Origin of the sequence: Brevundimonas pishanensis (genome assembly GCF_022750635.1) — a bacterium.
Taxonomy (GTDB): Bacteria; Pseudomonadota; Alphaproteobacteria; order Caulobacterales; family Caulobacteraceae; genus Brevundimonas; species Brevundimonas pishanensis.
The window spans coordinates 293,239-316,792 of record NZ_JAJKBG010000004.1 but is presented as its reverse complement, the minus strand read 5'-3'; the positions used below and the strand labels follow the sequence as shown (position 1 = coordinate 316,792).

The 23,554-nt window shown below is 60.9% G+C and carries 18 protein-coding genes; 13 read left to right on the top strand and 5 right to left on the bottom strand.

Annotated features, from left to right (window positions below):
• Positions 1–49: 49 nt before the first annotated feature.
• Positions 50–460, top strand: coding sequence for an SHOCT domain-containing protein (locus LOX95_RS10170; RefSeq protein WP_242914370.1), 411 nt, complete (start codon positions 50–52; stop codon positions 458–460).
• A gap of 32 nt (positions 461–492) precedes the next feature.
• Here LOX95_RS10170 and LOX95_RS10165 read toward each other — a convergent pair whose 3' ends face one another.
• Positions 493–2,709 (bottom strand): TonB-dependent receptor, encoded by a 2,217-nt coding sequence (locus LOX95_RS10165; RefSeq protein WP_242914369.1) that lies wholly within the window; start codon positions 2,707–2,709, stop codon positions 493–495.
• 221 nt (positions 2,710–2,930) lie between these two features.
• Positions 2,931–4,334 carry a helix-turn-helix domain-containing protein gene (locus LOX95_RS10160; RefSeq protein ID WP_242914368.1) on the bottom strand — a complete coding sequence of 468 codons (1,404 nt, stop codon included), beginning with the start codon at positions 4,332–4,334 and terminating at the stop codon, positions 2,931–2,933.
• A 133-nt stretch (positions 4,335–4,467) separates the two neighbouring features.
• On the opposite strand from LOX95_RS10160, the gene LOX95_RS10155 reads away from it, so the two are divergent.
• Genes LOX95_RS10155 through mce form a run of 6 tightly spaced genes read left to right on the top strand, consistent with a single transcriptional unit; the run spans position 4,468 to position 12,472 of the window.
• A complete protein-coding gene (locus tag LOX95_RS10155; RefSeq protein ID WP_242914367.1) occupies positions 4,468–6,003 on the top strand; it encodes an acyl-CoA carboxylase subunit beta in 1,536 nt (511 codons plus the stop codon).
• 11 nt (positions 6,004–6,014) lie between these two features.
• Positions 6,015–7,991 (top strand): acetyl-CoA carboxylase biotin carboxylase subunit, encoded by a 1,977-nt coding sequence (locus LOX95_RS10150; RefSeq protein WP_242914366.1) that lies wholly within the window; start codon positions 6,015–6,017, stop codon positions 7,989–7,991.
• Positions 7,991–8,515 carry a DUF805 domain-containing protein gene (locus tag LOX95_RS10145; RefSeq protein WP_242914365.1) on the top strand — a complete coding sequence of 175 codons (525 nt, stop codon included), beginning with the start codon at positions 7,991–7,993 and terminating at the stop codon, positions 8,513–8,515. The genes LOX95_RS10150 and LOX95_RS10145 overlap by 1 nt, the downstream gene beginning before the upstream one ends.
• Positions 8,512–9,897: a methylmalonyl-CoA mutase family protein gene (locus LOX95_RS10140; RefSeq protein WP_242914364.1), complete on the top strand. Its 1,386-nt coding sequence runs from the start codon at positions 8,512–8,514 to the stop codon at positions 9,895–9,897. Before LOX95_RS10145 ends, LOX95_RS10140 begins: the two co-directional genes overlap by 4 nt.
• The gene (gene scpA, locus LOX95_RS10135; protein WP_242914363.1) at positions 9,894–12,047 is read left to right on the top strand and encodes a methylmalonyl-CoA mutase; all 2,154 of its coding nucleotides are present in this window, start codon (positions 9,894–9,896) and stop codon (positions 12,045–12,047) included. Before LOX95_RS10140 ends, scpA begins: the two co-directional genes overlap by 4 nt.
• Positions 12,047–12,472 (top strand): methylmalonyl-CoA epimerase, encoded by a 426-nt coding sequence (mce, locus tag LOX95_RS10130; protein ID WP_242914362.1) that lies wholly within the window; start codon positions 12,047–12,049, stop codon positions 12,470–12,472. The genes scpA and mce overlap by 1 nt, the downstream gene beginning before the upstream one ends.
• An 82-nt stretch (positions 12,473–12,554) precedes the next feature.
• Here the strand turns inward: mce and LOX95_RS10125 are convergent, their stop codons facing one another.
• Together LOX95_RS10125 and LOX95_RS10120 are read right to left on the bottom strand one after the other, a co-directional pair.
• On the bottom strand, positions 12,555–15,158 hold the full coding sequence (locus LOX95_RS10125) for a TonB-dependent receptor domain-containing protein (RefSeq protein WP_242914361.1): 2,604 nt from the start codon (positions 15,156–15,158) through the stop codon (positions 12,555–12,557).
• 238 nt (positions 15,159–15,396) lie between these two features.
• Positions 15,397–17,460, bottom strand: a complete 2,064-nt coding sequence (locus tag LOX95_RS10120) for a TonB-dependent receptor domain-containing protein (protein WP_242914360.1) — start codon at positions 17,458–17,460, stop codon at positions 15,397–15,399.
• 155 nt (positions 17,461–17,615) lie between these two features.
• Between LOX95_RS10120 and LOX95_RS10115 the strand changes: the two genes are divergently transcribed.
• The 4 genes from LOX95_RS10115 (at position 17,616) to LOX95_RS10100 (ending at position 21,353) form a co-directional block, all read left to right on the top strand.
• The gene (locus LOX95_RS10115; protein WP_242914359.1) at positions 17,616–18,440 is read left to right on the top strand and encodes a DUF4232 domain-containing protein; all 825 of its coding nucleotides are present in this window, start codon (positions 17,616–17,618) and stop codon (positions 18,438–18,440) included.
• Positions 18,441–18,484: 44 nt separating this feature from the next.
• Positions 18,485–19,690, top strand: a complete 1,206-nt coding sequence (locus tag LOX95_RS10110; protein WP_242914358.1) for a glycine C-acetyltransferase — start codon at positions 18,485–18,487, stop codon at positions 19,688–19,690.
• 114 nt (positions 19,691–19,804) lie between these two features.
• Entirely contained in the window at positions 19,805–20,848 is a 1,044-nt protein-coding gene (tdh, locus tag LOX95_RS10105; protein ID WP_242914357.1) for an L-threonine 3-dehydrogenase, read from the top strand.
• 148 nt (positions 20,849–20,996) lie between these two features.
• Positions 20,997–21,353: a hypothetical protein gene (locus LOX95_RS10100; protein WP_242914356.1), complete on the top strand. Its 357-nt coding sequence runs from the start codon at positions 20,997–20,999 to the stop codon at positions 21,351–21,353.
• 118 nt (positions 21,354–21,471) lie between these two features.
• On the opposite strand, the gene LOX95_RS10095 is transcribed toward LOX95_RS10100, so the two are convergent.
• Positions 21,472–21,819, bottom strand: coding sequence for a hypothetical protein (locus LOX95_RS10095; RefSeq protein ID WP_242914355.1), 348 nt, complete (start codon positions 21,817–21,819; stop codon positions 21,472–21,474).
• A 48-nt stretch (positions 21,820–21,867) separates the two neighbouring features.
• Here LOX95_RS10095 and rlmJ point away from each other — a divergent pair, with 48 nt between their 5' ends.
• A complete protein-coding gene (gene rlmJ, locus LOX95_RS10090) occupies positions 21,868–22,686 on the top strand; it encodes a 23S rRNA (adenine(2030)-N(6))-methyltransferase RlmJ (RefSeq protein WP_242914354.1) in 819 nt (272 codons plus the stop codon).
• Between the two features lie 117 nt (positions 22,687–22,803).
• Positions 22,804–23,535 carry a glutamine amidotransferase-related protein gene (locus tag LOX95_RS10085; RefSeq protein WP_242914353.1) on the top strand — a complete coding sequence of 244 codons (732 nt, stop codon included), beginning with the start codon at positions 22,804–22,806 and terminating at the stop codon, positions 23,533–23,535.
• The last annotated feature ends 19 nt before the right edge of the window (positions 23,536–23,554 follow it).

Here is a 23,554-nt window from a genome sequence, read left to right as displayed (position 1 = left end):
TCTTGATTGTTTATAGCAAATCGTAAATGGGCTAAGGGGGGATTGTGCATTGTTTAGAAAATTTATTGGAATATATTTAGGTATTATTGTTATTGCGCTGTCATATGCGTATGCAGGGATTCATTATTTGATTTACGGTATAGTAGACGGTTTAGGATCTATTATATTTGGTATCATATTTTTTATCGGTGCTGCCATTTTTGCTGTGAGCGCTATATATATTGTTTTTAAGTATATTCAAAACGTTGGAACTAAGGCTTCAGGTGCAGTTAAAGTGTTTGGAGAGCGTAAGCAGGCAACGCGTCCGATGTTTGCCGTACAAGCAGGCGTATCAACTGCTGATGAGTTACAAAAATGGGCCGTTCTTTTGGAGAAGGGGCTGATCAGTACCCAAGAGTACGAGAATGCTAGAAAAGAGCTTTTGCGTCCTACTGCGACAGATGCAGGTGTGCAAAAGTAAAAAAGGCGGCCCGCCAAGGCCGCCCTTTCCATTTAAAAATCCACGCTCAACCTCACGCCCACGGTGCGGCCTTGACGGGGGCTGGTGGTGGGGCGGGAGGAGGAGTTGAAGCCGTTGCGGGTTTCTTCGTAATAGGTGTCGAACAGGTTGCGCGACCACAGCGAGACGCGCCAGTTGGCGTCTGACGGGCCTGCGGTCAGGTTGGCGTTGAACAGCCAGTAGTCGTCGATGATCGAGGATGCGGTGACGGAGTAAAGCTCGTCGCGGTAGTTGTAGTTGGTCTCGGCGCGCAGGTCCCAGCCTTTGAACATCCAGTCGTAGGCGACCTGACCGCCATAGTTCAGCTTGGGAAAGCCGAGGCGTTCGCCCGAGCGGTCATTGGTGATGATGATGTCCCACGGGCCGTCCACCGGATTGGCGGCGTCGGTCGCGGTGCCGTCGATGGCGTCATACTTTTCGTATTTGCCGGACTTGTAGCCGAGGTTTTGGGTAATGCTTAGGCCATCGACCGGCACCCACGTCAGCTCGATCTCGCCGCCATAGATGCTGGATTCCGGCACATTGGTGATCTTGCCCAGACGGCCTGTCTCGCGGTCGTATTCCAGACCTTGGACCTGCTGGTCGCGGTAGTCGTAATAGAAGACCGCGCCGTTCAGGCGAAGGCGGTTGTCGAACAGGTCCGACTTGATCCCCGCTTCATAAGCGATGACGGTTTCGGGCTTGAAGGGCGTCGCCGAAGTCGCGTTATAGGTGGTGAAACCGCCCGACTTCACGCCGCGCGAAATGCTGGCGTAGAGCATGGCGCTGTCGGTCAGGTCGTATTCCAGACCGAGGCGGCCCGAGAACTCCGACAGATCGGTTTCATAGCGTGTCGGCGCAGGGGAGATAGCCGGTGCGGTCACCGTGCCGGCGCTCAGCAAGGTGCGCTCTTCGGTTTCCCAGCGCAGGCCCGCGATCAGGTTCAGACGATCCGATACCTGCCAGCTGTTGTGGGTGAACAGGCCAAACGCTTCGACGTCCTGCGCATAGGCCGTGTTGATGAGGCCCCCGATGCTACGGAAGCGGGTGTAGAAACCGCCGTCATTGCTCTCATTGGCATAGTGGGCACCCACCATCCATTGCACGGGCCCGCCGATGTTGGAGGACAGGCGCAGTTCCTGCGAGAGGACTTCGATCTCGTTGTAGAAATAGACGTCGGACTCGGCAAAGCGGGTGCCGTCCCAGTCATTGTATTCGTTGCGCTCGAAGGTCTGATAGGCGCTGATCGAGGTCAGGTCGGCAAACCCGAGGTCGGACTTGATACGCAGCGACAGGTCAAAACCATCGTTGTCGCGTTGCGGCTTGGCATCGAGGCCAAGGCCTGCGACGGCGGCCATGTCCGGCGCGATCTGCCAGGCGGTAATGCGCCATGCGGTATCCGCCGGATAGGTGATCGAGCCATCGGCCACGCGGTACGGGCCCAGCAGGCGGAAGCCGAGGCCGTCGGAGTTGTCCTGTTGCCATGTGGCGGACAGATCGACCGTGGTGTTGTCCGTCGCATCCCACGTCAGGCGGCCACGGATGGCCAGCTTATCGGCTTCGCCCAAGGCTTCGCCCGTGTCACGGTGATACTGCCATGCGCCGCCCTGTTCGGTGGTAGCGACGAGGCGACCCAGCAGCTTTTCGGTGATCGGGCCAGAGACGAAGCCCTCGACCTTATAGCGGTCATAGCTGCCGTATTCGGCGTTGAAACCGCCGGTCAGATAGTAGGTCGGGGCGTTGGTAATGACGTTCACTGCGCCGCCGGTGGTGTTGCGACCATAGAGCGTGCCTTGCGGGCCGCGCAGAACCTCCATGCGGGCCACGTCGAACAGAGCGCCCTGCGTTGTCACCGTATAGGGATGGGCGACTTCATCGACATAGACGCCGACGGTGGAGGCATTGTTGGACGAATATTCACGCGCGCCAATGCCACGGATGCGGAACTGGGGCTGGCCGCCGCCGAACTGGCTGTCGACCTCCATATTCGGCACGGCGTTTTCGAGGTCGTTGACGACGCTGATGGCACGTTCGTCCAGCGTCTGGCCGCCGATGATGCTGAGCGAGACGCCGACGTCCTGACTGGCCTGTTCGCGGCGCTGGGCGGTGACGACGATGTCCCCCACGCGGGTGGCTTGCGGATCATCCAGCGCAACCTCTTCGGCATGGGCGACCCCGCTGAAGGCGAGGGCGATCAGGCTGGCGGTCGAGGCAAGAAAGGCCTTGGTCATGGGCGTCTCGAAAAATTGCACGCAGGCACGATGGAGGTCGGGCGCGCAACGCTGCGCGCGGAGCCATCAGGGCCGAATGAAGGGATTGGATCGGCGTCTAACGGACGGGATGGACCGCGCTCGATCCATCATTGACACAAATGTCAGTATTCGCAATGCACAACCGGACATTGCGGTGCAAAACAGCCGCACGTCAATCCAAGAATTCGCTAACTTTGCTATTAGCCCAGTGCATAGGGAATGACGCCGCGCTGGTGCGGCGGAACGTGGAGCGTGCGGTCGATCGGCGGGAAGGCCCGCTGCTGGCAGTCGGTGCGTTCGCAGATGCGGCAGGAAACGCCCATCCGCGTCGGCGGGCCCTTGAGGTCAAGCCCTGCGGCATAGACGAGTTGGTCGGCGTGTTCGATTTCGCAGCCGAGGCCCAGCGCATAGCGACGGTCAGGCTCAAGGTACGATCCGCCCGGTTTGGACACGCTTTTGGCGATGCAGATGTATTTCGCGCCGTCCGGCATTTCCGACAGGTTCACCAGAATGCGGTCGGGCGAACTGAAGGCTTCATGCACGTTCCACAACGGACAGGCCCCGCCGAAACGGGCGAACTGGAAGCGGGTCGCGCTGTGGCGTTTGGTGATGTTGCCTGCCATGTCCACGCGGGCGAAATAGAAGGGCACGCCGCGCCAACCGGGGCGCTGTAGCGTGGACAGTCGCTGGCACACCTGTTCGAAGCTGGTGTGGAAGCGTTGGCGCATCAGATCGACGTCGTGACGCAGTTCGCGGGCGCTATCGAGGAAGCGACGATAGGGCATCAGGATCGCCCCCGCCGCATAGTTGGCCAATCCAACGCGGCACACATCGGTCGCAGCGGGCGTCTCGAAATTGGCGCGAACGAGTTCGTCCTCGATGGTGTCGGTAAAGACCAACAGCGCCAGTTGGTGCGCCATCTGGAAACTGCGCGTCGCGGCGGGCAGGGCAGGGTCGATATAGAGGATACGCGCCTGCGGATCATACCGCCGCATCAACCCCTCTCCATAGGCCACACGTACCCCGCACAGATCGCCAAGGGCATGTTCCAAAAGGCGTTCCGGGTGGTTGCTGGCACCGATGGCCAGCCTTTCGGCCAATTGCTCTGCGGCCTGATCCAGCGTGTCGATATAGTTGTCGCGATAGTGGAAGAAGTCGCGCACCGCCTCATAGGGGAGGACAGGAGCCGAGACCTGTTTCTCGTCGCGGCCCAGCGTCTCGTTCAGGGTTTTCAGCCGGTCATCAAGGCGACGATAGTTTTGGTGCAGGCTCAGGAACTGACGCGCCAGACGCGGCGCATTGGTCACGGCGTGTTTCAGTTCGGCTGGAGTCGGCACTTCGCCTGATCCGGCGACGTCGCTCACCGCTTCGCGCAGGTCGGCGATCAGGCGGGCATCACCCTCCAGATCGAAAATACTGGCATCCACGTCAAAGGCACGGGTCAGGGAAATCAGCACCCGCGCCGTGGCCGGTCGCTGGTTCGTCTCGATCTGCGAAAGGTAGGAAGGCGACAGCGCCAGACGCGACGCGCAATGGTCCAAAGTCCAGCCCTTGGCCTCGCGCAGTTTACGAACCTTGTTACCGAGAAACAGTTTTTCGCCCATTTTGCAACTTCGCAAAACACCCCTGAACCCTTGGCAAACTCACACAGTTCCGCACGATTTGCAAAGTTGCGATTGCCTTTTTGCAAGGATCGCTGTTTTTTCCTGAAACATTTCGTGAGGGAGTCGTATTTCCATGACCCAGGCCATCCTCGAGGAACTCGAGCGTCGCCGCGCTGCCGCCCGTCTGGGCGGGGGGGAAGCGCGTATTGCGTCGCAGCATGCCAAGGGCAAGCTGACCGCACGCGAGCGTATCGATGTGCTGCTAGATGAAGGCAGCTTCGAAGAGACCGACATGTTCGTGGAGCACCGCTCCCACGACTTCGGCATGGACAAGCAACGCATCCCGGGTGACGGCGTGGTCACCGGTCGCGGCACTATCAACGGCCGTCTGGTCTATGTCTTCTCCAAGGACTTCACCGTCTTTGGTGGTTCGCTGTCGGGCGCGCACGCGGCCAAGATCGTCAAGCTGCAGAAGATGGCACTGACGGCCGGTGCGCCGATCATCGGCCTGTTCGATGCCGGCGGTGCGCGTATTCAGGAAGGCGTTGAATCGCTGGCCGGTTACGCCGACATCTTCCTGCAGAACACGCTGGCTTCGGGCGTTATCCCGCAGATTTCGGTCATCATGGGCCCGTGCGCCGGTGGTGACGTCTATTCGCCCGCCATCACCGACTTCATCTTCATGGTGAAGGACACGTCTTACATGTACGTGACCGGTCCGGACGTGGTGAAGACCGTGACCAACGAGGTCGTAAGCCACGAGGACCTCGGCGGTGCCCGCGTTCACGCTGGCAAGTCGGGCGTTGCTGACGGTGCGTTCGAGAACGACCTTGAGGCCCTGTCCGAAGTTCGTCGCCTGATCGGCTTCCTGCCGCTGTCGAACCGTGAAAAGCCGCCGGTGCGTGAAACCTATGACGAGGCCGACCGCGAGGAATCCTCGCTAGACACCCTCGTTCCGGTGAATCCGAACCAGCCGTATGACATGAAGGAACTGATCCTGAAGGTCGTCGACGAGGCGGACTTCTTCGAGATCGGTGCCGACTTCGCCAAGAACATCATCTGCGGCTTTGGCCGTCTGGATGGCCAGACTGTCGGCATCGTCGGCAACCAGCCGCAGACCCTCGCGGGCGTTCTGGACATCGACTCCAGCCGCAAGGCCTCGCGCTTCGTGCGTTTCTGCGACGCCTTCAACATCCCGCTGGTCACCTTTGTGGACGTTCCGGGCTTCATGCCGGGCACCAAGCAGGAATACGGCGCACTGATCAAACACGGTGCCAAGCTGCTTTTCGCCTATGCCGAAGCCACCGTGCCGAAGCTGACCGTCATCACCCGCAAGGCTTACGGCGGTGCATACGACGTGATGTCGTCCAAGCACCTGCGCGGCGACGTCAACTATGCATGGCCGACCGCTGAAATCGCCGTCATGGGCGCCAAGGGTGCCGTGGAAATTATCTTCCGCAAGGAAGCGGGCGATCCTGAAGCACTGGCCGCGCGTGAAGCCGAATACAAGGAACGCTTCGCCAATCCGTTCGTGGCGGCTGGCCTCGGCTATATCGACGACGTCATCATGCCACACGGCACGCGACGCCGCCTGATCAAGGCCCTCGGCACGCTGAAGAACAAGGTCCAGGAAAACCCCTGGAAGAAGCACGACAACATTCCGCTGTAAGGCCCAGAAACATGTTCGATAAAATTCTGATCGCCAACCGCGGCGAAATCGCTGTTCGTGTCATCAAGACCTGCCGCAAGATGGGCATCAAGACGGTGGTGGTTTACTCCGACGCCGATGCCGGTTCGCTGGCGGTCGAGATGGCGGATGAAACCGTTCACATCGGTCCGTCGCCAGCCAACCAGTCCTATCTGATCCAGGACAAGATCGTGGACGCAGTGAAGCAGACGGGCGCACAGGCTGTGCATCCGGGCTTTGGCTTCCTGTCGGAAAACGCCAGCTTTGCGCGTCGTCTGAAGGAAGAGGGCATCGCCTTCATCGGTCCGAACCCAGAGGCGATCGACGCCATGGGCGACAAGATCACCTCCAAGAAGTTCGCAGCCGAAGCGGGCGTCTCTACCGTTCCGGGTCACATGGGCCTGATCGAAACGACCGACGAGGCCGTGAAGATCGCCCGCGAGATCGGCTATCCGGTCATGATCAAGGCGTCCGCTGGCGGTGGCGGCAAGGGTATCCGCGTCGCCCACTCGGACGAGGACATGGCCGAGGGCTTTGCCGCCGTTAAGGCCGAGGCTCTGAACGCCTTTGGCGACGACCGCGTCTTCCTCGAGAAGTTCATCGTCGATCCGCGCCACATCGAGATTCAGGTGCTGGGCGACAAGCATGGCAACGTCATTCACCTGTTCGAGCGCGAATGCTCGATCCAGCGCCGTAACCAGAAGGTCATCGAAGAGGCCCCGTCGCCGCTGCTGGACGAAGCGACCCGTCAGGCGATGGGCGCACAGGCCGTCGCACTGGCCAAGGCCGTGAACTATGACAGTGCTGGCACCGTCGAGTTCGTGGCCGGTCAGGACAAGTCGTTCTACTTCCTCGAGATGAACACCCGCCTTCAGGTCGAGCATCCGGTGACCGAACTGATCACCGGCGTCGACCTGGTGGAACAGATGATCCGTTCCGCATGGGGCGAGCATCTGAACCTCAAGCAGGATGAGCTGAAGATCAACGGCTGGGCCATCGAGAGCCGAATCTACGCCGAAGACCCGTACCGCGGCTTCCTGCCGTCGATCGGCCGTCTGGTCCGTTACGAGCAGCCGGAAGAGGGCGAGCAGGACGGCTATATCGTGCGTAATGATAGCGGCGTCCGCGAGGGCGACGAGATCAGCATGTTCTACGACCCGATGATCGCCAAGCTGTGCGCGTGGGGCGAAACCCGCGATGCCGCCATCCGTGGCATGGCGCGGGCCTTGGAAGACACCCACCTTGCGGGCCTTGGCCACAACGTGCCCTTCCTGGCGGCGGTTATGGATCAGGAACGTTTCCAGTCGGGCAAGCTGACCACCAACTATATCAAAGACGAGTTCCCCGACGGCTTTGACGGTCTGGCCGCAACGCCGGAACAGGTGAAGCTGATGGTCGCCTCGGCTGTGGCCATGAACGAAGTCATCGCCGAGCAGGATGGTGACCCGTCCGAGCGTTCGGAATGGACGGTTCTGGTCGACAAGGACGCCTACGAGGTCGAGGTCGGCTATGACGAGGCCGAAGACCTGAACGTCATCATCAATGACGAGGTGGTGGTGCTGTCGGAAATCGACTGGCGTCCGGGCCTGTCGCTGTTCCGCGCCGTGATGGACGACGAGGCGTTTACGCTGGAAGTGAAGCGCGCCGCCGATGGCTTCGACATTCGCTCGCGCGCCACCAAGGCCCGTGTGCGTATCGTCCGCCCGGAAGTGGCCGAGCTTTATGCCCTGCTGCCCGAGAAACAGGCCGCCGACACGTCCAAGCTGACGCTTTCGCCGATGCCGGGCCTCGTTGTCGATATTCCCGTCGTCGAAGGTCAGGAAGTTAAGACGGGCGAAACCGTCGCCATCATCGAAGCCATGAAGATGCAAAACATCCTCAAGGCCGAGCGTGACGGCAAGGTGAAGTCCGTGAAGGCCAAGGCCGGTGACCCCGTCGCCGCCGACGACGTTCTGGTGGAGTTCGAGTAATGTCGGCTGAGCTCACGCTCAGCCAGAAGCTGTTTAGCTTTAATGGCCGGATGAGACGCCGAGATTATTGGCTAACCACTATTGGTTTGCAAGTGGTGGTCTTTTTCGGCTTCGACATCGCTATGGGAGCGATTTTTGGCCCAGACTTCTCGCTTTTTACAAGCGGTGGAGCGGGGGTCAGAAATCGCCTCTCGCACACGCCATCAGTCGCTATTGAGGCTGTTCTGAACTTTTGTCTCGTGTGGCCTGCCTGCGCGCTTGCTGCGAAGCGGGCCCATGATCGGGACAAGAACGCGAAACCCATTATCGCTCTCGTGATCATGACATTTGTTCTGGCGTGGGGGCGAAGCCTATTCGGCCTCGGCTATATCGTTGGAAGTGGGGCCTTCTGGACGTTCTATCTGCTTGGGATGGCAATCTCTTTTTATCTGTTCGTGGTCGTCGGCATCCTTGACGGCACCCGCGGTCCAAACCGCTACGGGCCTTCCCCTAAGGGCCTAGAATTTGCGAAGGTCTCCGAATGAGTTCCTCGAGTTTTAAGACCCCGACCCCGCTTGAATGGCGCGATGCCGCGATCAAGGCGCTGAAAGAGCGCCCGCTGGAAAGTCTCGTCCATCTGGATGCGGACCAGTTGGCGACCCGACCGCTGTATGGCACGGCTAATGCGCAGGGCGCGGTGTTCGCACCGCGTCCCAGCGACAGCGAAGGCCGCGCGTGGGACCTGCGCACCATCAACGAGGGCGGGGATGCCGCCGCCATGAACAAGGCGGTGCTGACCGATCTGGAGAACGGGGCCGCGTCGGTCCTGTTGTCCGGTCCGGTGGTGAAGGATGCCTCCGCACTGGCAGCCGCGCTGGAAGGCGTGGCGCTGGAGCTGGCGCCGGTCGCGCTGGATGCCGGTTTTGACGGCGTAAAGGCGGGCGAGGCGCTGGACGCCGTGGCCAAGGCTTCGCCGCGTGCCAAGCTGTCTTTCCACCTCGACCCGATCTCGGCCTATGCCCGTTCGGGCGGTGCGCCGGAGGACTTTGCCAAGATCGTCAGCGAAGCGGCGCAAAAGGCCGCGGGTTGGTCGAACACCTATCCGGAAGCACGCCTGTTCCTCGCATCGGGTCAGGTCGCCCATGAGGCGGGTGCATCGATCGGTCAGGAACTGGCCTTCGCCCTGTCGTCGGCGGTGCTTTACGTCAAGACGCTGGTGACGGCTGGCGTGTCGGTTGAAAAGGCACTGGCCTCGGTGACGCTGGGCGTCGCAGTGGACCAGCAGTATTTCGACAGCCTGTCCAAAATCCGCGCCCTGCGTATCCTTTGGTCGAACGTGTCCAAGGCTTTCGGCTATGAGGTTCAGGCCCAGATCGAGGCCCGTTCGTCGCGCCGTATGCTGGCCTCGCGTGATCCGTGGCCGAACATGCTGCGCCTGACCGCTGCCGGTTTCGCAGGCAGCGTCGGCGGTGCCGATATCGTGGTGCTGGACGGCTTTACCCGCGCCGCAGGTCTGCCCGATGATTTCGCCCGCCGTCAGGCCCGCAATACCCAGCTGATCCTGATGGAAGAGAGCAATCTGGGCCGCGTCGATGATCCGGCCTCGGGTAGCTGGTATCTGGATGCCCGCACGCGCGAGCTGGCCGAGGCGGCATGGACCGAGTTCCAGGCCTATGAGGCCGAGGGCGGCATCGTCGCCTTCCTCGAGGGCGGTCTTGTGCAACAGCGCATCGCCCGCGCGCGAGAGTTTACCGAAAAAGTCTATCAGAACGGCGCGGCGCAGATCGTCGGCGTCACCAAGTTTGTGGACCCCGACGCGCGCGGCGTGATCGTCAGCCAAGCCGATGACGAGGTGCCGACCTATGGCGCGTTCGAGCCGCTGAAACCTGTCCGTATTGCCGCCGCGTTTGAGGAGGCAGGCCAATGAGCTTCCCTGATTTCTCCAAGCTGAAACTGGAACTTGGCCAAACGGGCCAAGGCCCCGCCCGCGAGGCATGGACCACGCCAGAAGGTATCACCGTCCAGCCGTCCTATGACGCCTCGGCCATCGAGGGCCTCGACTTCCTCGAGGGTCTGCCCGGTTTTGCGCCGTTCGTGCGCGGTCCGTACCCGACCATGTACGCCGGTGCGCCGTGGACCATCCGCCAGTATGCGGGCTTCTCGACCGCCGAAGAGTCGAATGCCTTTTATCGCCGCAACCTCGCGGCGGGCCAAAAGGGTCTGTCGGTCGCCTTCGACCTTGCCACCCACCGTGGCTATGACAGCGACCACCCGCGCGTGAAGGGCGATGTCGGCATGGCCGGTGTGGCCATCGACAGCATTCTCGATATGCGGACCCTGTTCGATGGCATCCCGCTGGACAAGATGTCGGTGTCGATGACCATGAACGGCGCGGTTCTGCCGATCCTCGCCCTCTATGTCGTGGCGGGCGAAGAGCAGGGCGTCGAGCACGCCCAACTGACCGGAACAATTCAGAATGACATTCTGAAGGAGTTCATGGTCCGCAACACCTACATTTATCCGCCGTCGCCCTCGATGCGGATCATCTCGGACATCTTCGAGTGGACCTCGAAGGAGACGCCGAAGTTCAACTCAATCTCCATTTCCGGCTACCACATGCAGGAAGCGGGGGCGTCTGCGGATATCGAGCTGGCCTATACGCTGTCGGACGGTATCGAATACCTGCGCGCGGGCAAGGCTGCGGGCATGGCGGTTGATACCTTCGCGCCGCGCCTGAGCTTCTTCTGGGCCATCGGCATGAACTACTTCATGGAAGTAGCCAAGATGCGCGCCGGTCGCCTTCTGTGGGCCGAGGCCGTGAAGAAGGAAGGCGGCGTTAATCCCAAATCACTGTCGCTTCGTACCCACTGCCAGACTTCGGGCTGGTCGCTGGCCGCGCAGGATGTGTTCAACAATGTGCCGCGCACCATGATCGAGTGTATGGCTGCTGCCGGTGGCCAGACCCAGTCGCTGCACACCAATGCGCTGGACGAAGCGCTGGCTCTGCCGACCGACTTCTCGGCCCGTATCGCGCGTAACACGCAGATCCTGGCCCAGTCGGAAACCGGTCTGACCAAGGTCATCGACCCGTGGGGTGGCTCGCACTATGTCGAGCGCCTGACGCAAGAACTGGCCACCAAGGCCCGCGCCCTGATGGAAGAGGTCGAGGCCTACGGCGGCATGGCCAAGGCCATTGAAGCCGGTATTCCGAAGCTGCGTATCGAAGAGTCGGCGGCCCGCACTCAGGCGCGCATCGACACCGGTCAACAGACCGTGGTCGGCGTGAACAAGTATCTGAACCCTGTCGTTGACGACATTCCGATGCTGAAGGTCGACAATGCCGAGGTTCGCGCCCGCCAGATCGAGAAGCTGCAACGTCTGAAGGCAGAGCGTAACGATGCTGATGTTCAAGCCGCGCTTAACGCCCTGACCGAAGGGGCCAAGGGCGGCGAAAACCTGATGGAACTGGCGGTTCGTGCCGCACGCGCCAAGGCTACCGTGGGTGAAATCTCGGATGCGTTGGAGGCCGCCTTCGGTCGCCACGTCGCCACCGTGAAAACCGTCTCGGGCGTCTATGCCAAGGAAGCGGGTAACGATCCGAAGGTCGCCCGCGCCCGCGATATGGTCGCCACCTTTGTCGAGAACGATGGTGGTCCGCCGCGCATCCTGATCGCCAAGCTGGGCCAGGACGGTCACGACCGTGGCCAGAAGGTTGTGGCAACCGGCTATGGCGACATCGGCTTTGATGTGACGGCTGGTGCTCTGTTCCAGACGCCTGCGGAAGCGGCCCGTGATGCCGTTGAAAAGAACGTGCACGCGGTGGGTGCATCCTCGCTGGCAGCCGGTCATCTGACGCTGGTGCCGGAACTCAAGGCCGAACTGGCCAAGCTGGGCCGTGAAGACATCATGATCGTGGTCGGCGGAGTTATCCCGCCGTCGGACGTACAGCCACTGCTGGATATGGGCGCTGCTGCTGTCTATCCGCCGGGTTCGGTGATTGCCGACACGGCGGCTGACCTGATCGAGAAACTCAACGAGCGTCTGGGCTATGCCCAGCCTAAAGCGGACAACAAGTGATGATCGGTAATCTGAACCACGTCGGCGTGGCGACGCCTTCGATCGAAGGGTCGATCAAGCTCTATCGCGACATTCTGGGCGCGACCAAGATCGGCGAACCGTTCGATCTGCCGGCCCAAGGTGTGAAGGTCTGCTTCGTCGATACCCCGACGGCACAGATCGAACTGATCGAGCCGTTTGACGAGAACAGCCCGATTTTCGGCTTCCTCGCCAAGAACCCCAAGGGCGGCCAGCACCATGTGTGCTTCGAGGTCGAGGACATCCACGCTGCGGTCGCTGAAATGCGTGCCAAGGGCGTCACCATCCTCGGCACCGGCGAGCCGCGCATCGGTGCCCACGGCACGCCTGTCGTCTTCCTTCACCCGAAGGAGATGGGCGGCGTCCTGATCGAACTGATGGAAACTCCGAAGAGTGACCACCACTAAAAGAAAAGGCCCGCAGTTCGCTGCGGGCTTTTTTCTATCCGACAAAAGAGAAGGCCCGCTGTTTCCAGCGGGCCTTTCGTTTTTAGAAGATGATCTTGCGGAAGTTGATCCGGAACGTCCGGCCCATCGGGTCCATGTAGTCTGGCTGATAGGCGGGAGGCGTGTTGCCGAGCGCGTCGCGCACTTCGATACGCTCGTCGAACAGGTTCTCGATACCGATCGAGACGCGCGAACCGGTGAGCCACGGGAACTTCTCGACCAGTTTGGTGCGCTGACCCAGATCCGCGAACATATTCAGGTTCACAGTCGTCAGGTCAGAGAAGTTCAGGTCGCCCGAGTTGCCACCCGAGACGCGCGTTCCTTCCGCCCAGTTGGCGTTCAGGAAGGCACCCATGCCGCTCTTGAACACCCCAGCCTGAAGCTGAAGCTCGTTACGCGACTGGCCACCGCGCGCGCCCGTCGCACCGCCATCCAGCAAGTCGATGACCGGAAGACCCTCGCGGATCGTCAGCTCATCGGTCATGCGATAGGTGTGATACAGGCTGACATTGAAGCGTCCCTGACCCGGTTGCATCTGACCGCCACGGCCACCGCCGCCGCCCATGCGCGGGCCACTGCCGCCGGCCCCCATACGGGGACCGCCGCCCTGACGGCCGCCTTGAGCGGCACCAGGAGGCGGGCCTTCACCGCGCGGACCACCCATAGGCGGGCGACCTTCGCCACCCTGACCGGCCTGACGCGCCATGGCCGCCGCGTTCGGCTTGCCGAACGGCGTGGAGAAGTTCAGGCCCCAGCGGATTTCTTCTTTGAGGCTGTTCTCGAAGTTCAGCGGGCGGGCATCGATCTCGATCAGATTGCCGGCCAAATCACGGGTGAAGCGCTCGGGAAGGGCAGCTTCGAGAGCAGGCGTGATGGTCGGGAAGGAGGCGATAATGCCGTCGGTTTCCGTGCGGGTGTAGTTGGCCGTGAAGCGCAGGTCTTTATCCTGCAGCGGCTTCCAGTTCACGCCTAGACGCAGGACCGACTTGTCCTCGGCCGACAGGCCGCGGTTGCCGCCTTCGACACGGTTGATGATGACGCTTTGGCCGGTTGCGAAGTCATAGACCGGAACGTTCGGCGTATTCAGCACCGGATCGTTCAACTGGGCCATCGACGGGGCCGATTGCTCGTCCGCATAGGAGGCGGTGAAGTTCAGGGCGTCGATCGGCGCATAGTTCAGACCGACGGTCCATTTGTTCAGACCACCGAAGTCCGACAGGTCTTCATACTGAAGGTTCAGGTTTGCCGATAGATTGCCCAGCTTGCCGATACCTTCCATGTCGCTGCTGAACAGCGGCATGTTGAAGTTACCGGACGCACTGAACCGGTCACGCGACAGGCTGCGCTCGGAATAGACGCCGCCGCGCAGATTTTCGGCTTCCTGCTTCTGGGTGTCGAAGCCACCCTTGAACGTAGCGTTCAACGCGCCGGCCGGAGCTTGCCACAGGGCACCATTGATAACCCCTTCGACATTGGCCGAGGTGTTGATCGACTTGGACACATCATCAGGATTGAAGGCCAGAGCCGACAGGTCGCCAAACGGGTCGATGGTACCGTCGCGGACACCGGCGCTGAATGCCGTGGTGTTCAGACCTCGCATGGTGGTGGTTTCGGTTTCGCTACGCTTCACGCCGCCGCTGACCGTCCAGCGCCATTCGCCCATATAGCCATCGGCCAGAGCGTTGATGTTGGCCGATAGGCTGTCGGCGTCGCGCGACAGCGGGCCTGCCGTGCCGAGGAAGCGCTCGACCCGCACATCTTGCGGCGACGAAGCAAACGGGCTGGAGGCGGGCAGGGTGACAGAGACACCGGGCAGGCCGAGATAAGACAGTCGGTTGTTCTGTTGAACGTTGCCGCTGACCGTCAGGCCGATACCGCTTTCCAGATCGCGCTTGTACGAACCGCTGACCTCATAGCCGCGACGGCGCGGGTTCAGCGTTTGATAGGCGACGCGCTCTTCGGGCGTTGCACCAATGCCGTTGGCTTGGCGGACGATGTCACGCTCGGTTTCGTACAGCGGGCTGTCCGCCTGATATTCGAGGTCCAGCGTCCAGCGCTGCGTGCCGCCGATACGAACGATGTTGGTTTCCAACTCGCTCTGGGTGCGGCCACCGTCGAACGGACGCTTCACCTGGCCTTGCAGGGCGACCGAGCGGAAGTTCTCCTTCAGCACGAAGTTCACCACGCGCTGGTCGGCGGTATAGCCGTACGACAGGGCGGTTTCCTCGGGTAGGATTTCAGTGCGTTCGATCGCTTCGGGTGGGATGCCGCGGATTTCCTGGAAGCCGGAGATGCGGCGACCATTGACGAGGAAGACCGGCGAGCCACCGCGCGACGAACGGGTCAGCGGCTCCAGCAAGGTCATCAGTTCTTCGATGGTACCCGCGCCATAGGCCTTGAGCTGCTCGGCATCCAGAACTGCCTCGGGCTCATAACCTCCCAGAGCGGCACCGCGACGCGACACCGCGGTCGCAGTGATGGTGCCGAGGTCATAGGTGTCTTCTTCGTCAACGGTCTGCGACGACTCCTGAACAGGAGCGTGGGCAGGGGTCGGCGTTTGCTGAACGGCAGGGTTGGCTGCAGCAGCGGAAGCAGCGGCTTCCGGTGACATCGAGGCCAAGGCAAGCAGAAGAGTTACGGGCGACATATCAGTCCTGAGGGTTACCGACCGACGGGGAGGCCAGTCGGCTTTATTGTTGTTATCGGCTTAGAACTGCAGCGGTGAACGCTGGCTGAACCGCAGTTTAAAAATCCGGCCTGACCATGAGGTCGATCGCAAGAAAATCGTTCCATGAACGTCAGGTGTTGGAAGGTTCAACGCAAAGAGGGGCGGAATCCGTCGATCCCGCCCCTCAACTTTTTGGAATGTTGGAGTGAGTGTGGCTTTAGAAGCGCACGCGCACACCGGCGGTCACACCGCGTCCACGGATCGGAGCGCGTTCGCCGAGGAACGAGGCGTGGCTCCAGGCCTTTTCGTCCAGCAGATTGGTGCCGCGTACGTAGATTTCGGCATCGGCCTTGTCGGCGATGTTGAAGCCGTAGGCAGCGGTTGCGCTCAACAGGTCATAGCCGGGGGTCTTGTCTTCATAGTCGGCGACCTTGGCCTGTTCGAAGACGTGGCTGTAATCCAGTTCACCCGACCACGGGCCATGATAGCCCGACAGGCGAGCGCCCAAGCGGCCCGCGGGGATGCGGGGCAGGTTATCGCCGCTGTCCAGCTTGGCGCGGACATAGTCGCCATAGACGGTTGCGCTCAGAGCCGGCGTGATCTTGGCGGTCACCTCGGCGTCGATGCCGGTGAATTTGGCGTCCGCCTGCTCGTAGCGGATCAGGCGGAAGTCTTCGTGCTGATCCAGAGTGTTGGCGAAAATGTAGTTGTCATAGTCATAGCTATAGACGCTGACGGTACCGGTCAGGCGACCCTCGGCCTTGCGAAGGGTCAGTTCGGCGGACTTGGCGGTCTCGAGGTTCAGCGAAGCGGTGCCCAGCTCATAGGTGTTGGTCGCCAGGTGGACGCCGCGTGCGAACATTTCCTGCGCGGTAGGTGCACGCTGCGAACGCGCCAGCGACAAGGCGACCGTCCATTGCGGATTGAAGTGCCACAGGGCGGACGCGGAGACAGACAGCGGATCGTGATCGACCGACGCACCGTTCAACACGGAGGTTTCGGTCCAATCCTTGCGCACTGCGCTTTCCAGATGCCAGCCGCCCAGTTCGTACTCTTCCATAACGAAGAGGCCGGTGGACTGGGTTTCGGTCGGGCGCAGATAGGACTCAAGACCTACCGCACCGAACTCGGTCTTGCTGATCTGAACACCACCGACGCCGCGCAGGCCGTTCCATTCGGAGTGCTGGACTTCGAGGCGACCGTCATAGCCCTTGTTGCTGAAGGTGGTCAGGACCTCGCCTTCTTCCACTTCCTTGTGCTCGTAGTCGGTGTAGCCAGCACGCAGACGGATGCGTTCGATGCCCTGCATCGGGTTGCGCAGTTCACCGCGCAGATCGACCCGTTGGCTTAGCAGGCGCACTTCCGGTGCTGCGTGGTCATGGTCGTGGTCGTGATCGTCGTCGTGATCGTCGTGGTCATCATGGCCATGGTCGTCATGACCGCCGCAGTGCAGCGAGGTGCCGTGCGGATGGCACGAGGCGAACTCGTGGCTGTGGCCCGACAGGCCGTAGGTGCTCTTCTGCTGGGTGAAGGCCGCACCCAGATAACCCTTGTCGCCGATCCAGGAGGCACCGATCGTGCCGGTGAAGGTGTTATTGTAGCTGCCGTCGAGGCGGTCTTCGTCGCTGTCGGGGATGCGATAATCATCGCTACGGCGACCCACAGCTTCGAGGCGCAGGGCAAACTGGCCCGCGCCAACCGTCAGGCCGACAACCCCGGCGTCTTCGTTATCCACGCTGCCGTGGCGGTATTCGACCACACCCTCACCACCGTTCAGCGGGATGCGGGTCGGGATCTTCTTGTCCAACAGGTTAACGGCGCCGCCTATGGCACCACCACCATAGAGAAGGGCCGACGGGCCGCGCAGGATTTCCACGCCTTCCATCAGCAGCGGTTCGCCCGAAACGGCGTGGTCGGGGGAAACCTCCGAGGCGTCGATCAGGCCAGCGCCTTCGCTGAGGATTTTGACGCGCGGGCTGGTCTGGCCACGGATGACAGGGCGGCTGGCACCGCCGCCAAAGGCGTCCGAGTTCACGCCGGGAAGGCTGCTGAGGGTGTCACCCAGCGTCGAGGTGCGGCGCTGGACGAAGGCTTCGCCGCTGAGCAGCGAAACGTGGGAGGCAACGTCGTCACCGGAGCGGCCCAGTGGCAGGGCGCGGACGACGATTTCCTCAACCTCGGTGACATGGTCGTGGGGATCGCCGCTAGCTTGCTGTGCGTGGGCCGCGCCCGCGCAAAGGGACAACAGCGAGACGGAAAGAAGCAGAGACTTGTTCGTCATAAACACCACCATAAGACCTGATGGAGCGACGTGATATGTTATATTATATCACTTCGCAACCGCTTTCCGTTCAAAGCGTCGGAGCCGCGCATGCTTTGTGGCGTTTAGGTCATATCGGCTGGCCATCGGGCGGCTCCAACAGCGGGGAAACCACCATGCGGATGATCAAACTGGGCGTGATCCTGCCCTTGCTTGCGGCCTGTCAGCAGCAGGCCACGCCTCAGGAAACGAGCGGGGGGCTAAAACTGGATCCCGCGATGGCCTCGCAGGTCGTGACGTATTCCTGCGGCGAGGGGCAGCCTTTGACGGTCAGCTATGATCAGGGGGGGCTGGCGCATATGACGCTGAACGGCAGCGAGGTCCGGATGACCGCCCGTGGTGCTCAGCGCGGCATAGAATACAGCGACGGGCGTGTGAGCTGGCGTCTGGTCAACGAGGACAACAAGGATGTCGGCACGCTGACCCAAGCTGACGGAGAGGCGCTTCAATGTACGCGCGTCGCCAATACGGCGGCTCCGGCACCGACCCTGACGGCCTGCCGTGCAGATCAGCTTGAGTTGGAAACCGGAGAGATGGACGCCGGTATGGGCCATCGCCATTTGCCGGTCACTCTAAAGGTTAAGGGCGCGACGGGCTGTCTTCTGCCGAAGTGGCCCGAACTCAGACCCGTTCAGGACCAGACCAGTGCCCTGAAAGTCCAGCGCACGACGGACAGCTACTTTGCCTCAGTCGAGGGCAAGGACCGTATCGAACTTAAGGCGGGAGACACCGCCCGGTTCTTCATCGGCTGGTCCGTCATCCCCAATGAGGCGCAGGGCGAGACAGTCTGTCCGAAGGTGAGGGGATGGTATGTCTATGCACCCGGTGGCGGCGCTCTGCCGACCATTCCGGCCGACATCGAGGCCTGCGGCGGCAAGGTCACGCTCTCGGCCTTTACGGATGCTGCGGAACGAGGGAATACTCCGCCCAAGGCCCCGTAAGAATAGGGGTTTAATCCTGCGGAAAAACGGCGTAGCGAGCAAACATGACCCAATCTGCGAATCCTGCATTCTACGAACGTGTTTCGGCTGAACTGGCTGATATCGACGCACAGGGCCTCACCAAGCCCGAGCGCGTGATCGCCTCGCGCCAAGGGCCTGTGATCTCGGTCAATGGCCGCGACGTGCTGAACTTCTGCGCCAACAACTACCTCGGCCTGGCCGGTGACGAGCGCGTCACCCAGGCCGGTATCAAGGCGCAGGAAAAGTGGGGTGCGGGTACCGCATCGGTTCGCTTCATCTGCGGCACGCTGGAAATCCACAAAGAGCTGGAACGTGCCATCGCCGACTATCTCGGCTTTGAGGACACCATCCTGTTCGCCGCCGCCTTCGACGCCAACGGTGGCATCTTCGAGCCGCTGTTCAGTGCAGAGGACGCGATTGTTTCGGACAGCCTGAACCACGCCTCCATCATCGACGGTGTGCGTCTGTGCAAGGCCAAGCGCTATCGCTTTGCCAACTCGGACATGGCCGATCTGGAAGCCCAATTGAAACAAGCCCGCGCAGACGGTGCCCGCGACATCATCATCGCCACCGACGGTGCCTTCTCGATGGACGGCTACATCGGCAAGCTGGATGAAATCCGCAAACTGGCCGACCAGTATAACGCCCTGATCATGGTCGATGACTGCCACGCCACGGGCTTCCTTGGTCCCAAGGGCCGCGGCTCGTTCGCGCATAATGGAGTGAAGGTCGATTTCGTCACCGGCACCTTCGGCAAGGCGCTGGGCGGCGCAATGGGCGGCTTTATCTGTGCCAATGGCGATGTGGTTTCGTTGCTGAAGCAGCGCGCCCGTCCGTACCTGTTCTCGAACGCGCTGGCCCCTGCGGTTTGCGGTTCGTCGCTGGAAGCTATCCGCATCGCGGCGGGCGAGGAGGGCGACAAGCTGCGCGAGCAACTGTTCGCCAACGCCCAACGCTTCCGCTCGAAAATGGCAGACGCAGGTTTCGACCTGCTGCCGGGCGAGCACCCGATCATTCCGGTCATGCTGGGCGATGCCAAGCTGGCGCAGGACATGGCGGCGCGACTGCTGGAACTGGGCGTCTATGTGATCGGATTCAGCTTCCCGGTCGTACCGCGTGGTGCAGCCCGCATCCGCACCCAGATGTCGGCGGCTCACACCTTCGAGCAGATCGACCAAGCGGTCGCCGCCTTCACCCAAGCGGGTAAGGAACTGGGCGTCATCGCCTAAGGGCGGACATAATACCGGATCATCACAGGTGTCCCGAGAAAGGCCGTGATGATCCGTTTCAGGATTTAAACTGCTCTTTTAAGGGCAGGCGAAAAACACTCAGGGAGTGAAACGATGGCCGATACTATGCAGGCGCTGGCCAAGACCCAGCCCGCTGAAGGTCTGGAACAGATCACCGCGCCGATCCCGGAATATGGTCCGGAAGACGTTCTGATCCGCGTGCGCCGCACGGCGGTTTGCGGCACCGACATCCACATCTGGAACTGGGACGAGTGGTCGCAAAAGAACGTGCCCGTTCCGATGATTACCGGTCACGAGTTCGCTGGCGATATCGTTGCCATCGGTGCCGAAGTGGACCGCCCGCTCAAGATCGGCCAGCGCGTCTCGGCGGAAGGTCACGTCATCGACCTGAACTCCGAGGCCGCCCGCGCAGGTCACTTCCACCTCGATCCGCACACGCGCGGTATCGGCGTGAACCGTCAGGGCTGCTTTGCCGAATACGTGGTGGCTCCGGCCTTCAACGTGATCGAACTTCCGGATGATGTGCCGTACGAAATCGGTGCCATCCTCGACCCGTTCGGTAATGCCGTTCACACCGCGCAGCAGTTCGACCTGCTGGGTGAGGACGTTCTGGTGACGGGCGCAGGCCCGATCGGCGTCATGGCCGCCGCCGTGGCCCGTCACGCCGGTGCGCGTACCGTGGTGCTGACCGACATCAACGACTTCCGTCTGGAGCTGGCGCAAAAGGTCGTGCCGGGCGTTCGCACCGTGAACACCACCAAGGAAGACCTGCACGACGTGATGAAGGAACTGGGCCTCAAGGTCGGTTTCGACGTGGCGCTGGAAATGTCGGGCTCGCCGATTGCCTTCAAGCAATGCGTGGACACCCTGATCATGGGCGGGGGTCTGGCGCTGCTGGGCATTCCGTCCAAGCCGACCGAGACGGACTGGGGCCAGATCATCCTTAAGGCCATCAACATCAAGGGCGTCTATGGCCGCGAGATGTTCACCACCTGGCGCAAGATGCTGGGTCTGCTGAAAGCCGGTCTAGACCTGCAGCCGCTGATCACCCACCAGCTGCACTATTCTCAGTATCGCGAAGGTTTCGAGGCGATGAAGTCCGGCCAGTCCGGCAAGGTCATCCTCAACTGGGACTAAGGTTTACCAACCCCCGTCAGAAATGACGGGGGTTTTATGCGAGGGGGAGAAAATGGTCGACTGGTTAACGAAGTACGTGTCAGTTGCTCAATTCGTTGCGTACGTATCTTTGACAGTCGGTACCTTTACCGTTTCGCTATTGTCACTGATGTTTTCATTCCGTCAGCAAATGGGGTGGAGGCCTATAGTTGTATTTAAAAGCTATGGGGTAGAATCTGGAAATATTAATTCTGATGATCCCAATATTTTGGGTTCTAATGGTAAATTGTACTGCTCAATAGAATTTGAAATATGGAATAGAAGAAAATATCCTATTGTTATCAATGTTGTTGATGTCTCATTCAGTGGACATTTTATTGATCATTCCGGTATTTTGTTGAATCAGAAAGAAAAAACTGGAGTGCAAGGGGGAGCTCAGCAGTTAGCCGAAAACGTGTGGTGGTCGGTGGTGGAGAACATCTTTCATTTAAATTGGTATCTAAGATTAAAGATGGAACGTTGTTAGATAATTTGCAAGAATCTGTTGTAGTGATATTCAGCTGCTTAGATCCGGTAAGGGCTAAATACTTTAAGGTTACCGCTGAAGAGCTATACGGGTTTTCTGAGCGACCTAAGTTAGCTGCCTACAAATCGTTTTTCTTTAAGCGTAGTCGAAGGTTCGCGATCCACTCCTGACCAGCATCACCGCCCCACAGATGCCACGCGATATAGCCCGCTGACGGCTTGGTCGGGTGGCCCCAGAACTTGCCGCGTTTGTCGACGGCGTGGCGGGCGAACCATGCGTTCATGACCTTGATGTCGCGATCACTGACCCGCTCGCCCGAGGACAGGCGACGGGCGCGTTCCAGACCCACCTCCGTGCCGCCGCGCCCGTGCTCGCGGCGAAGGGCGATGCCATAGTTGGCAGCTTCGATCACGGCGTCGGTCGGGGTGCGTTCCTCGTCGCTGATACTGGGGTGATCGATGAACATCGACGGTTTTCCTTGACCTTGGCCCCGCGTCAGGAGACGAGCGCCTTTATGAACTATCGCCACAGCTTCCACGCCGGAAATTTCGCCGATCTCGTCAAGCACGCTCTGGTGCTGTGGCTGATGCAAAAGATGCAGGCCGATGGCCCGCTGCACGTGCTGGATACCCATGCGGGTGCAGGCTTGTACGATCTGTCGGGCGATGCGGTTCGCTCCAAGGAAGCCGAGGCGGGCGTGGCGCGTCTGATGACCGCCGACAACCGTCCTGCGCTGATTGAGGCTCTGGCCGATGAAGTGGCGCAGTTCAATCCGCAAGGTGGCGTGCGTTTCTATCCCGGCTCACCTGTGCTGATTGCGCGGGCGCTGGCCAAGGGCGGCACCTATCGCGGGTTCGAGTTGAACCCTCCGGTCAAGGCGCTGCTGGACGAAGCCTTGGCAGACTATCCGAATGCACAAGGGTTCCAGGGCGATGGCTATGACCTCGCCACCAATGCTGCGCTCAAGTCTAAAGGCCCGCTGGTACTGATCGACCCGCCTTTCGAGCGCGGGGATGATTATATCCGCTCCGCCGACACGGCAGCGACCATCGTCAAGCGCGACCCCAAGGCGGTGGTGGCCATCTGGACCCCGCTCAAGGACATGGAAACCTTTGACGGCTTCATCCGTCGTCTGGATCAGGCCAAGGCTCCGAATGTGGTGGTGGCCGAGGCGCGTCTTCGCCCGCTGACCAATCCGATGAAGATGAACGGCTGCACCATGACGGTGGTCAATGCGCCCGCTGGAACCGAGGCTGCGGCCAAGGAAATCTGCGGCTGGGTTGCCTCTACGCTGGGCGACGAAAAGGCCAAGGCAGAAATCTGGACGCTGTAATCAGGGTTTAGAAACCCTGATGGCTTCATCAGCTTTCCTGAGGGTTGGAGGCATTGCCTAAAGGCATGGAGCGGGCCAGTGTGCCTGTCCCCAGTGCGTACCGGATCAAGCCTACCGATGAAGCCGATTGCCATCCTCGAGACAGGGTATCCGCCCGAAGCTCTCCGCGACTCCTTCGATGACTATCCGGCACGGTTTCGCGCGCTTCTGGGCGAAGACGCCCAGACGGTCCGCTTTGATGTGCAGCAGGGGCATCTGCCGGATGACCCTTCAGCCTACGCGGGCTGCATCGTTACCGGATCGGCGGCGGGGGTCTATGAGGACCATCACTGGATCCCGAAGCTGACAGAGTGGTTGCAGGCGGCGCGCGGTAGGACGCGTCTGTTGGGCATATGCTTTGGCCATCAGGTTATGGCCCACGCCTTTGGAGGACGGGTCGAAAAGTCCGACAAAGGCTGGGGCGTCGGCCTTCACCGCTACGACGTGTTGACCGAGGAGCCATGGATGCATCCGCGCTCTGACAGCATCGCCATCGCGGTATCGCATCAGGATCAGGTCATCGCCATTCCGGATGATGCCCGCGTTATCGCCCGCTGTGATTTCACGCCGTTTGCCGGACTGGCCTATGGCGAAAACGCAATCAGTTTCCAGTGCCACCCCGAGTTCCAGCCCGCCTATGCCGCAGCCCTGACTGAGCTTCGTCGCGGCACACGCATCGCCGATGAACTTGTGGACGCAGCGCTGGACAGTTTGAAGCGTCCCAACGACCGTGCCGTCCTGACGGCATGGGTGAGGGCGTTCCTGCTGTTGACCCCGCCGCCGGTTGAAGGCGACGGCTCGGGTATTTGATTTCTGCTAAGGCTTGGGA